This window comes from Virgibacillus byunsanensis, from assembly GCF_042675965.1.
Taxonomy (GTDB): domain Bacteria; phylum Bacillota; class Bacilli; order Bacillales; family Amphibacillaceae; genus Virgibacillus_R; species Virgibacillus_R byunsanensis.
Genome location: NZ_JBHTKJ010000008.1, coordinates 1 through 12,063, shown reverse-complemented (window position 1 = coordinate 12,063; position 12,063 = coordinate 1). Strand labels below are relative to the sequence as shown.

Annotated in this window: 13 protein-coding genes and 1 tRNA gene; 3 read left to right on the top strand and 11 right to left on the bottom strand. The window is 38.1% G+C overall.

The features are described 5' to 3' along the window. Positions 1-327 precede the first annotated feature (327 nt). The 10 genes from trmL to ACFQ3N_RS04030 all read right to left on the bottom strand — a co-directional run bounded on the left by trmL (position 328) and on the right by ACFQ3N_RS04030 (position 7,651). Positions 328-801: a tRNA (uridine(34)/cytosine(34)/5-carboxymethylaminomethyluridine(34)-2'-O)-methyltransferase TrmL gene (trmL, locus tag ACFQ3N_RS04075; RefSeq protein ID WP_390359824.1), complete on the bottom strand. Its 474-nt coding sequence runs from the start codon at positions 799-801 to the stop codon at positions 328-330. Positions 802-845: 44 nt separating this feature from the next. Next, positions 846-1,688, bottom strand: coding sequence for an amidase domain-containing protein (locus ACFQ3N_RS04070; RefSeq protein WP_390359822.1), 843 nt, complete (start codon positions 1,686-1,688; stop codon positions 846-848). Between the two features lie 52 nt (positions 1,689-1,740). Continuing rightward, positions 1,741-1,881, bottom strand: coding sequence for a DUF5316 family protein (locus ACFQ3N_RS04065; protein ID WP_390359971.1), 141 nt, complete (start codon positions 1,879-1,881; stop codon positions 1,741-1,743). A gap of 106 nt (positions 1,882-1,987) precedes the next feature. Beyond that, positions 1,988-2,212 carry a hypothetical protein gene (locus ACFQ3N_RS04060; RefSeq protein ID WP_390359820.1) on the bottom strand — a complete coding sequence of 75 codons (225 nt, stop codon included), beginning with the start codon at positions 2,210-2,212 and terminating at the stop codon, positions 1,988-1,990. A gap of 33 nt (positions 2,213-2,245) precedes the next feature. Beyond that, positions 2,246-2,560: an IS200/IS605 family accessory protein TnpB-related protein gene (locus tag ACFQ3N_RS04055; RefSeq protein WP_390359818.1), complete on the bottom strand. Its 315-nt coding sequence runs from the start codon at positions 2,558-2,560 to the stop codon at positions 2,246-2,248. A 444-nt stretch (positions 2,561-3,004) separates the two neighbouring features. Further along, positions 3,005-3,520 (bottom strand): methylated-DNA--[protein]-cysteine S-methyltransferase, encoded by a 516-nt coding sequence (locus ACFQ3N_RS04050; protein WP_390359816.1) that lies wholly within the window; start codon positions 3,518-3,520, stop codon positions 3,005-3,007. A gap of 23 nt (positions 3,521-3,543) precedes the next feature. Beyond that, positions 3,544-4,692: a tRNA epoxyqueuosine(34) reductase QueG gene (gene queG, locus ACFQ3N_RS04045; protein WP_390359814.1), complete on the bottom strand. Its 1,149-nt coding sequence runs from the start codon at positions 4,690-4,692 to the stop codon at positions 3,544-3,546. 16 nt (positions 4,693-4,708) lie between these two features. Beyond that, complete coding sequence (locus ACFQ3N_RS04040) at positions 4,709-6,412, bottom strand: ABC-ATPase domain-containing protein (RefSeq protein WP_390359812.1); 1,704 nt, start codon at positions 6,410-6,412, stop codon at positions 4,709-4,711. Between the two features lie 183 nt (positions 6,413-6,595). Then, a tRNA-Gly gene (locus ACFQ3N_RS04035) sits at positions 6,596-6,669 on the bottom strand. A 292-nt stretch (positions 6,670-6,961) separates the two neighbouring features. After that, entirely contained in the window at positions 6,962-7,651 is a 690-nt protein-coding gene (locus tag ACFQ3N_RS04030; protein ID WP_390359810.1) for a Crp/Fnr family transcriptional regulator, read from the bottom strand. A 158-nt stretch (positions 7,652-7,809) separates the two neighbouring features. Between ACFQ3N_RS04030 and dat the strand changes: the two genes are divergently transcribed. The 3 genes from dat to ACFQ3N_RS04015 all read left to right on the top strand — a co-directional run bounded on the left by dat (position 7,810) and on the right by ACFQ3N_RS04015 (position 11,398). Beyond that, a complete protein-coding gene (dat, locus tag ACFQ3N_RS04025; RefSeq protein ID WP_390359808.1) occupies positions 7,810-8,685 on the top strand; it encodes a D-amino-acid transaminase in 876 nt (291 codons plus the stop codon). A 103-nt stretch (positions 8,686-8,788) separates the two neighbouring features. Further along, positions 8,789-9,319 carry a DNA topology modulation protein gene (locus ACFQ3N_RS04020; protein ID WP_390359806.1) on the top strand — a complete coding sequence of 177 codons (531 nt, stop codon included), beginning with the start codon at positions 8,789-8,791 and terminating at the stop codon, positions 9,317-9,319. 78 nt (positions 9,320-9,397) lie between these two features. Continuing rightward, on the top strand, positions 9,398-11,398 hold the full coding sequence (locus tag ACFQ3N_RS04015) for a S9 family peptidase (protein ID WP_390359804.1): 2,001 nt from the start codon (positions 9,398-9,400) through the stop codon (positions 11,396-11,398). A gap of 302 nt (positions 11,399-11,700) precedes the next feature. Here the strand turns inward: ACFQ3N_RS04015 and ACFQ3N_RS04010 are convergent, their stop codons facing one another. Then, positions 11,701-11,841 (bottom strand): hypothetical protein, encoded by a 141-nt coding sequence (locus ACFQ3N_RS04010; protein ID WP_390359802.1) that lies wholly within the window; start codon positions 11,839-11,841, stop codon positions 11,701-11,703. Positions 11,842-12,063 lie beyond the last annotated feature (222 nt).

The window sequence follows — 12,063 nt, the reverse complement described above, 5'->3', positions numbered from 1 at the left end:
CAACAAAAGAGTTAGCTTTTCCATATTTTTTTAATACCATTCCCACTGACTTTTTGAGAAATTTTTCTCCATTGGTATCTTCAAGGTTCACAACTGGTGATTTATTCGCTATAATAAGGACAGAATAATAATATAGTGATTGTACATATATAAAGTTAAAGGAGGGCGCCTTGATGAATCTTTTTCTACTTATGGGAGTAATCGTTGTGTTTATCACTTCATGTCTCACTTCCGGATACGAAGCAAAAGCAGGTGTACCTAAGCATAATCAATGATAAGTCTTAATAGAAGAAACCGCCATGTGATTTTAATCGCATGACGGTTTTTTTATAACAGTTTTGGAAAGCCTTGTTGACGTAATGCTTCATAAAGTATAATTGCAGCTGTGTTTGATAAATTTAATGAACGAACCTTATCATTCATATGAATGCGAAGACACTTATCTTCCTTACCTTCAAGCAGTTCTTTCGGAATACCATCTGTTTCCCTTCCAAATACGAAAAACAATTCAGGCTCCACATTACTATAATCATAATCGGTATAATGCTTTGTACCGAAGTTTTCAATGTAATAAAAATCCCCTTTTGGATAGGTATCGTACAACTCCTGAATCGAGCTATATTCTTTAATATCAACATTCTTCCAATAATCCAAGCCAGCACGTCGCAACATTTTATCATCCGTTGAAAATCCTAATGGATGTATCAAGTGAAGTGTCGTATCTGTTGCCAGGCATGTTCTTGCTATGTTACCGGTATTTGCTGGTATTTCTGGTTGATATAATACAACATGTAAACTCACTATACATTCTCCTTACCATTATAATAACTTCATTAGTATATCATTTACTCACCTATTCGGAAAAATTTATACTTTATATTGGGTGTATAAGCGGTAGAATCCTCATAAGACCAATACCGATTTCGACTGTTGTCTGTATGAGCATTTACTAGTGGCATTCCATTCGTATCTTTTGCAACTACAATTGTATTATGATCGAATTTGCCATCACCTTGAAAATCATAACAAATAATGTCCCCCGGCAATAGTTCATTAGCAGATTGGACCTCTTTTCCCTTTAGTCCTTTCGTTGATCCACTTAAATACCAGCGCAAGGAATGTGCAACCGCCCAGCTATAGCTCCAGTTTCCCCCACTATACCACCAGCCACTCCCTCTATTTGGGGCTCCATACGTGGGGGCTCCACCAGCGCTGAGACATTGAGATACATAGTTTGTGCAATCGACATCAAATTTTTCATAAGCTGGGTTATAGCTATTCCACCACCGTTCAGCATACTTTACTGCAGCAAGTCTATTATAGGAAAATCGTTGCTTTGATAAATCCCTCGTAATTTCAGGCATTACTGTATTGCCACTTAATACAATCGGCTTCTCCATTTCCTGATGGTCGATAACCTCGCCATTAATAACACGAAACTGATAAGGAATAACCTGCTCCTCTAAATACATGTAATCGTTTTGCTTCACTAACATGGATAAATGAAGTAAATAATGGTAGTTTATTTCTCTGTCATACTGTAACGTGTGAAAAATTCGCCCTTTTCCATTGATTCGCACCATCTCCGCTTGTCGTACATCACATAATTTCTTTTTCCTATCCCACCATGTATCATTTTTCGGTTCTGACTGTAAGAAATCGAGCCAGATATTCGCTAATTTTTCCATAAAAAATCCCCTCCATTAAGAGTATATGGAGAGAATGCTTGTCAAAAGCATATTATATTGTAAGAAGGAGTAACGCTCCTACAATTACATGTGGCAGACCAATAATTCCTAATATCAACATTGTCCTTGTCCGTTTTTCCCTGTCTTCTCTAGTTTCTGTATGATAGTTAGCTCTTACTTGTTGCCCACTAATGAACTACCCCCCACCTAAATTTCTAATGAAATTTCGGGGAAGGGGACTCCCAAAAGGAGAAAGCTAAGAACCCAAGTAGATTCCTAGAATACCATAGCCCGTTCAACTAGGCTGTGGTTTTTCTACTTTTCAACTTATCCATTCCTTTTGTTTCGTAGTCTGTAAGAGCCCCTCGAAACAAGAGTCCACTTTCGCGAAACTGGTTTTCGTCAAAAAGTTCTGATTGATAGTATGTACTCGTACGAATGTCTTTCAGGAGGGTAGTGACTTTCTTCCATTGCGCCCAGTGATGCAGACCTATCATCTTCTCTGGTAATAGGGAATGCAACATTGGTGGGAGTTTTTCTTTATAACCCATTGCTCTTCAAGCAATGACAAACGAAGTTGCTTGATGTATCGAAATGCCGAAACGTTTTATATATTTCATTTTACCGATTTGACTGGTGTATGCAGGATTCACTTCGTAAACGTGAATCCTCATTTTTTCAGCGCGGTTTTTAATGGCTGAAATGAATTTATCATATGCGAAAGCCGACATGCGACGGTTTGCTTTTTTATTGCCGTATGCATGGGATACTTTTGATTTTGTCGTATCTAATTTTTCTAATACAAGTAGTTTCTTTTCACGAACAGCCATATCTACCAAAGCGATGGCTTCAGCTTCGATCATTTTTGTCATTTGACCACTTCTTTTATTTTCAATATCAAAGCGGAGGACTCCACTTTTAATAAACTGACCAATGGCGTTAATGTTTGACCATCCAATATGGTCAACATTCAGGTCAACACCGATAACTCCATTCCTTTTGCTGTAGTTTTCACCTTCTTTTTCAGGTACATCTACGATACACTTGAAAATATAATGATCACCGTGGTCTTCGACGGACCACGAAATAGACTTTCCGTACTTCTTTTTATCTTTTAACGAAACTTGCGTGTCGATAGCTTTATTAACTTGCTCTTGTCCATAAGGAAATACAAGCTTAGGAATCCCGTCAGGTGTTTAAAAAGAAAGAGCGTTACCCCCGGCATAGCCAGGGGTTTTCTAAAAAAAAACAACAGAATAACTATAGATTATCCTGTTTGCTTATAGTACGAAACACTATAGGAAAAAGTTTCATAGTTACTTAGCCTCGTGATCCAGTAAATATTCTTTTTTATCTAGTCCGCCCCCGTAACCAACCATTTTTCCATTTGTTCCAATAACCCGGTGGCAAGGAACAACGATGGAAAAAGGATTTCTATTAACTGCCCCACCAACAGCACGGACAGCTTTTGGATTTCCAGCAGCAACTGCTATATCTTTATAGGTTTTGGTTTCACCGTAAGGTATTTTACGAAAGAGTGCTTGCCAAACTTTTTTTTGAAAAGGAGTTCCATGATAACTAAAATCAACGGTAAACTCTTTTCGTTTACCTGCAAAGTATTCCATGAGCTCATCTTTAGCTTGTCTTACTTTTTCCGGATGCTGAACAAATATCGGTTCACCGAAATGGGTCCCCAACCATTTCTTTGTTTTGTCAGTTAAGTTAGCCAATGCCCCAAACTCAATTCGAACGACTTTTTCTCCATCACTAACCAACAGTAATGTGCCTATTGGTGAATCCATCTCATCGTAATATAGTGTAACTTTCCCCATCAACAATTCCTCTTTTCCTGAATTTATTTCGTCGCAGACAGCTCTTGTTGAAAGTCCAGTCCTTTTTCCATTTCAAACAATACTTGTTCATCCTGTTCTTTTTCCATGGATTTCTTAATTGCTGTAAAGGCTTCATCTGTACCAATTTTACCCAGTGCCCATGCTGCTGTTCCACGGATGACAGGCCTTGGGTCATTACTCATTACAGCAATCATCTCATCAACAGCTGTTTTGTCCTTATAATGACCAAGGGCGATTAATGCATTACGTTGCAAGGGCTTTTTCCCTCTCCAGGAACCAGCAATATGTCCATATGTCTCTTTAAAGTCCCGATTTGATATTCGCAGCATTGGCTTTAATACTGGTTTATTAATTTCGTTCTCAGGTTCCAATTCTGGGTGAATATGAAAATCAATCTTCTTATTCTTCGGACATACAACTTGGCATGTGTCACAACCATATAACCGGTTACCAATCTTTGTTCGATACTCATCTTCCAGGAAGCCTTTTGTTTGGGTCAAAAATGCTATACAGCGCTGGGCGTTTAACTGACCGCCCTGAACAATCGCTCCAGTAGGACATGCGTCAATACATTTTGTACATTCTCCGCAACTATCATCAACTGGTTCATCCGGTACAAATGGAATATTCGTCATTAACTCACCTAAATAAACATATGAGCCAAACTCCGGTGTAATAATTGCCGTATTTTTTCCACTGAAGCCAATTCCAGCACGTTCTGCAACTGCACGATCGGATAACTCGCCTGTATCAACCATCAGTTTATTTTCTACATCTGGAACTTTTTCTTTAATGAAAGCAGATAGCTTCTCCAGGCGATCACGTAATATAACATGATAATCTGTTCCCCATGATGCACGGCAAAAAATTCCGCGACGTTCTGCTTTTGTACTTTTTGGTGGATCCTTCATTCGGGATGGATAGGCAATTGCAATCGAGAGTATCGATTGTGCTTCAGGCAATAATCGTTGTGGTTCTGTACGTTCTTCCACTGACCCTTTTTCAAAGCCTGACTGATACTGTAATGATTGCTGGCGTCTAAGTCTTTCTTTTAATTCGCCAAACACATCAGCTGAAGCAAAGCCAATTTTATCAATACCTATTTCTTTGCTGTAGGCAATAATCTCTTGTTTTAGCTGATCGGTATTCATACAATTACCCTCCCTTCTATTTTTGTTTAACAGTGGCTGTCCGAATCCGGTTCAGGACAGCTGCAATTTCATAGCGTCGTGGACGTGCAATATCACCAGGATGCTGATTTTTAAAGGTGGTAAACGACGCTAAACCCTTTTTGTTCATTTGCTCATCTATTTCATCTAATAATTCATATAGTGATTTCTGTCCAAGACCATTGGTTCGATCTAGAAATTGTATGATTTCAGCAATCATACGTGTTTGTGAAGCATCAACTAATTGCTCGGTACTATCAAACGTTATATCGGTGCGTCCCATTAAAATCTTTGTTAAGCCTTTTGCCTGCGTCTTCTCTCGATTACCTTTTTTCGTTTGTAGGGTATTTTGTTGAAAATATCTAGCTGAAATGTCACCAAACACCTCTTCAGCTGTTGCATCACGTTCGATCGGGTATTTTTCCATAATCTCCGTTGCTTTTGAGGTGACATCATGTGGAATATATGCCTCCATCATGATAACTCGATCTGCTACAGAAAAATAATCACCTGATCCACCCATAACGAGTATGGTAGACACATCCAGTTGATCCCGCATTTGTTTTATTTTATCAATAAATGGGGTGATTGGCTCTTTATTTTTACTTACTAACTGCTGCATTCGATGATCACGAATCATAAAGTTCGTCGCACTTGTATCCTCATCAATTAATAATGTAGTTGCACCAGCTTCCAATGCTTCCATCACATTAGCTGCCTGTGACGTGCTGCCACTTGCATTTTCTGTTGAAAAAACCTGCGTATTCTGCTTGTGTGGCAAATTAGTAATGAATGGTGAGATATTCACACCTGTAACCTGCCTTCCATCTTCAGCACGAATCTTCACAGCATCAGGGTCGGTTAAAACATACTCCCGACCGTCGCCTTTTAAATGAGGGTATACACCACGTTCAATTGCTTGCAAAATGGTACTCTTTCCATGGTAACCTCCACCAACGATTAATGTAATTCCCTTTTTGATCGCCATCCCTTTTAACGGTTCAGATTGATATGGAATACGAATCGTCACCTCATTTTCAGCAGGGCTTTGAAAAGGTACCGCATTTTTCAGTGGACGATTACTTATCCCGCTTTCTCTTGGTAAAATAGAACCATTAGCAATAAAAGCAATCCAGTTATGCTTATGCATTTCCTTACGAATTGCTTCCTGTTGGTCAGCGAGCTCAACAGCTTTGTTAATTTGTGCATCGGTAATAGTGAAAATAGAGTTGTTTATAATGCTCGGGATTGCCTGGGAAAATAGTTTTTCAGCTTCTTTTCCATTAATTCGACGTCCATTTGCAGGAAGCCCAACGGATATGCACACAGTTGTCCTGTTTGGAGTAATTTGTACAGCACTTCGTTCCAGAATTTCCTGGTCAGGTTTATCAAAAAGAATCTGTCCACTTTTGCCAGACCCTTTAATGAAAGGTTTGTCACTTGAAACAGCTTTCCCAATAACACGAGCAAGCGCATCTTCTGTAGCTACCTTTCGTGCATATGTCTGAAGCCACTCATCCTTAATTGGACGTTTATCACTTGGAATTGTTACACGAATTTTAGAAGGAGTCGCAAATGGATCACCTTGCACATAATCTATATATAAATCAAAATCATCAAATGTGTAGTGACCTTGAACACTTTTATACGCTTTATATCCTTTTCCATCCATTTGTGTAAGTTGCTGCATTAATTGTTTCATCTTAAATCCCTCAACTTTTTAATTTGTATGTCTCTTTAGAATACTATTCTAGAGAAGTTTAATTCAAGTGAAGTGTTATTATATGGGTTTCTATTTTAGGGAATGTGGGGTTTTTTGGAGAAAATGAAAAACGCAACACTTCGTAAATTAGTTATTACGAAACACTGCGTTAAGACATATGTATGGAGCGGGTGAAGGGAATCGAACCCTCATCATCAGCTTGGAAGGCTGAGGTTTTACCACTAAACTACACCCGCATGATAAAAGATTTATTATTGCATTTTGTTCACGTACTGACATGCCCCTACATCTACTAGCATATTCAAGGTTGTCCATGCTTCGGGGCAACTCGAAACTTACTCGGTGGATGTTTTGCTCGTGGCTGAGGTTTTACCACTAAACTACACCCGCATGATAAAGAAGTGCGTTTCTTGTCCTTTTTTGGTGAACGATTCTTATTATAACAACTCATTGGATAGTAATCAATAGTAAACTATTATTTTTTTATTAGGCTGTAATCTATTTACGTTTATGATTACAGCCTTACCCTTATATGACGCAATTCTCCACACCACAGTTTTCACAAAAGAGTAGTTCTTTAAAGTAATCTACATTTTTTAATAGAAAGTATTTATTGTTATTTGAAATAATACCTTCTTCTTTCCATTTATTAATAATTCGACTTACTGTTTCTCTGGAAATTCCAATATGTTTGCTAATATCCCGGATCATGATTGGTTCTGTAATACGAATGCCTTCAGGGGTAACTATCCCATACATATTTGAATACCTAACAAATACAGAGGCGACAGCCCCTTCTGAACCAAATGCAATAAAATCACGCATTTTGGCCTTGCTTGCTTCTAATGATTCAGCAAGCCACTGGGTTACATGTATGCCTAATCTACCATTATGGGACAGAATGGTTTCAATATCTTTTTTTGATATACAACATAGGAGGCTGTCCTTTTGGGCTAATGCAGAATTAGAATACTTCTCACCACTAAATATACCGATTTCACCAAATCCATCCTGTTTACCACGCGTAAAAATAGTTATTTCTTTATGTTTTCCCAAATATTTAAAGATACGAATTTCACCTTTTAGTACGAAATATAAATAGTTTGATGGATCTCCTTCTTTAAAAATATACTCACCTTTACCTACCGATATTTGTTTGGAGTTAGCCATAAGTATGTCATAATCATAGGATTCTAGTCGACTTAATAAAGGTTCCATCAAACACCACATCCTTTTGTTGAATACCCTTATTATATCGAACTCAAAAATAATCTCAGTGATAGATATCACTTTTTTATCACTAAATAGTGAATCAACCATTTACAAGCGTTTTTAGAAAGTATAAACTATTCATAAGCTTTAAGGAGGCTGTGAAAATGTCTGTATACCCAATTATTTTGTCACAAACAAAATTCACACATCGTGATAATTTGAAGTACCCATTTGAAGAACGTGGTTTGCAGTTTGGTGATGGGGTTTATGAAGTAATTCGTATATACAATGGAAATTACTATCTACTCACCGAACATGTGGATCGATTATTCCGTTCAGCAGAGGCAATTAAAATTACACTTCCATTTACAAAAGAAGAAATTAATGATTTATTACTGGAACTACTGGAACGAAACAATATGAAAGAAGATGGAAAAGTCTATCTGCAAGTATCAAGAGGGTCCGCTCCACGCGATCATATTTTTCCTTCAGATGTATCAGCGAACTTTTATGCATATGCACAAGACCTATCTCGTAACCTAGCAAATTTAGAAAATGGTGTATCTACCATTACTGCACGAGACGTTCGTTGGGAATATTGTTTTATCAAAAGTTTGAATCTGTTACCAAACGTTCTAGCAAAACAAGAGGCAAAAGAAAATAATTGCTATGAAGCTATTTTACACATGGATGGTTTGATAACGGAATGCAGCGCTGCTAATGTTTACCTTGTTAAAGATGGAAAAGTGTATACCCATCCAGCAACAAATAGAATACTACATGGATGTGTACGCATGCGTGTTGAAAAATTTGTCTCAGATCTAAATATCCCTTTTATGGAAGAAGGATTTTCTGTCGAGGACATTGCAATGGCAGACGAACTATTTTTATCTAGTAGTACTTCGGAAATTATGCCAATCGTAAAGGTCGATAATACGACTATAAAGAATGGGAAGCCAGGTACTATTACCAAGCAACTACAACAAAAATATGAAGAAGATGCTTCTATTAAAATAAATAAAATTAATCAATCTGTTTAACCTTTTGTCACCTGCACAAAAGGTTTTCTTTTTTGTGTGATTTTCCGAAAATTATGTTAAGATAATTCTTCTGTTAGAAAATCCTTTTATGTAGGTGGTGCGTATGAGAAAAATTGCCATAATCGGTAATGGTGGTGCTGGAAAATCTACATTAGCTAAAGAAATAGGTTCTATAGTTACTATTCCTGTTTATCATTTGGATGCTATTTTTTGGAAGCCTGGTTGGACTCCAATCCAACGTGATGCATTGATAGAGGAACAAAATCATATCTTAAATAAAGAAACTTGGATTATCGACGGAAACTATGGAAGTACAATGGATTTACGATTGCAAATAGCAGACACCGTCATATTCTTACATTATCCCACGTTTAGATGTCTGTACGGAAATACCAAGCGAAGAATTAAATACCGCAATATAACACGACCAGATATGGGAAAAGACTGTCCTGAAAAATTGGACTGGGAGTTTTTCCAATGGATTCTTCAGTTTAACAAGATTAAAACTCCTGCTATCTATGAACGGTTAGCAGACCTTCAAGATACAAACATTCTAATTTTCAAAAAACCGAAAGAATTGAGAGCTTTTCTAAACAACGTAAGACAAGAAACAAAATTGCAAAAATTAGTTTAACCTAATTGATTCGTCATTCGAAATAGTTTAGAATTATAAGAACTTTAGTAAATCTATATCGCCTAGGAGGGCTTTTTTATGAGTAAAGATAAACGTGCTTTAATCGCAGAGGATTTAACCAACATTTCTGTACATAGTGACCCTCAGTTGACCCCTGATGGAAGTGCATATGCTTATGTATCAACAAAAGCAACAGAGAATAATGATTATGAATCGAATATCTTTTTTCAGTCTTTACATGAAAGTGATGCGAAGCAATGGACATTCGGAGAAAAGAACAGTAATCCCCGCTTTTCACCAGATGGAAAAAAAGTAGTATTTCAGTCTAGTAGAAGTGGCCTTCCACAGCTTTGGTTGTTATCAACAGAGGGGGGGGAGGCAAAACAGCTTACCACATTTAAAAACGGTGCGACAAGCCCCGAGTGGTCGAAAGATGGAAAGCACATTATTTTCAGTGCCTCACTAGATCAAGACGATGATGTAGAAAACCAGAAGGAACATTCAAACGAAGAACGACAAAAAGAAAAAGAAGAGAAAAGTAAACAACCATTAGTGGTAAATCGATTAAAGTATAAATCAGACGCACAAGGGTTTCACGATAATAAGCGCAGCCAAATCGTTGTATTGGATGTAGAAAATGAATCATTCACGCAATTAACGACAGCTGATGCTCACCATAACGTTGAAGACATCTCACCTGATGGAAATCTAGTATTATTTACTGCCAACCTCAATGTCGAAGCAGATTATGAACTTATAAATGATCTGTTTACAATAAACCTAACCACCAAGGAAGTAGTAAAACTGACGGATGGAGAAGGAGCCTATAACAGCGCATGTTTTTCGCCTAGTGGTAATAAAATTGCTAGTTTTGGACATGAGTATGCGTACATGGGTGCAACTTTAAATGAATTGTACGTATTTGATGTAGCAACTAGCGAGCGTTACTGTTTAAGTAAGGAATGGGATATGCAACTTGGTGATTCAATGATCGGAGATACCAGGTTAGGTCAATCAACTACAGGGCCTGTTTGGTCTAAAGATGAGAATAAACTATTCTTCATAGGAACTGATTTTGGTGCAACTGGCTTGTATCAAGTAACATTAAACAGCGAATTGGAAGTACTCTACAAAGATGAAAATCATGTATTTGGTTTTTCCTATAATGAAGTTAATGATTCCTTTGTTCTAGGAATCAGTACACCAACAAATCCATGTAATTTTTATCAACTAAAGCAGGATAGCGAATTAGTACGACTAACAAATTCCAATACAGATTTCCTAAGCGAGGTTTCCTTAAGTGAACCAGAAACCTTAACGATAACAGCTGAAGATGGATGGGAAATCCAAGGATGGTTGTTACGTCCTTATGGCTTTGAAGAAGGCAAGAAACACCCATTCGTTTTAGAAATTCATGGTGGACCACATGCGATGTATGGTCAAACATTTTTCCATGAAATGCAATTACTAGCAGCAAAAGGGTATGTTGTCCTATACACTAACCCACGTGGAAGCCATGGATACGGACAGGAATTCGTTGACGCATGTCGTACCGATTATGGCGGAAAAGACTATACCGACTTAATGCGTGCAGTTGATTATGTACTTGATGCGTATGACTTTATCGATGAAGATCGTCTGGGAGTTACAGGCGGAAGCTATGGCGGCTTTATGACAAACTGGATTGTCGGCCATACAAACCGATTTAAAGCAGCTGTTACACAACGTTCTATTTCCAACTGGTTAAGTTTCTACGGTGTAAGTGACATTGGTTTCTTCTTTACGAAATGGGAGCATGGTCTTAACTTATTAGATGACCCTACTAAACTATGGGAAATCTCGCCATTAAAATATGCCGAAAATGTAGAGACACCATTGTTAATTTTACATGGTGAACAAGACTTCCGTTGTCCAGTTGAACAAGGCGAACAGCTTTTCATAACGCTGAAGCACTTGCGGAAAGAAGTTGAATTTGTGCGCTTCCCTGGTTCAAACCATGAACTAAGCCGAAGCGGTAAGCCTGAAATGAGAATCGAACGCTTAAACCACATTTGCCGCTGGTTTGAGGAATACTTGTAAGATTGCTGAAGATTGGCTGACGTGCCCGTAATGGGTGCGTCAGCTTTTTTTGCTGGTTTGGGTTAATTAGAGATGGCGTACTATTAATCTATAATGAGTGGATTTTGATCTATAATTGTAGCTGTTGATCGATTTCCTTGCCTCATGATCGATTTTCATCCCTCTTGATCGATTACAGCACTCTCTTGATCGATTTTCCACTACCCTTGATCGATTTTCGTCTCTGTTGATCGATTATCTTGCCTCTTGATCGATTTTTACTCCTCTTGATCGATTACAGCACTCTCTTGATCGATTTTCCACTATCCTTGATCGATTTTCGTCTCCGTTGATCGATTTCCTCGCCTCTTGATCGATTTTCGTCTCCGTTGATCGATTTCCCTGCCTCTTGATCGATTTTCATCCCTCTTGATCGATTCCCCAGCCTCTTGATCAATTTTCATCTCCGTTGATCGATTACCTTGCCTCTTGATCGATTACAGCACTCCGTTGATCGATTTCCTCGCCTCTTGATCGATTACAGCACTCTCTTGAATGATTCCCCCGCCTCTTGATCAATTACCCCACCTGTTGATTAATTTTCCAGCTCCACTTACCCTAAACATTAGAAAACTTGGCTTATCGCCAAGCCTTAATGGGTCAAGTAGGAGGGGACCTTTCCTCAA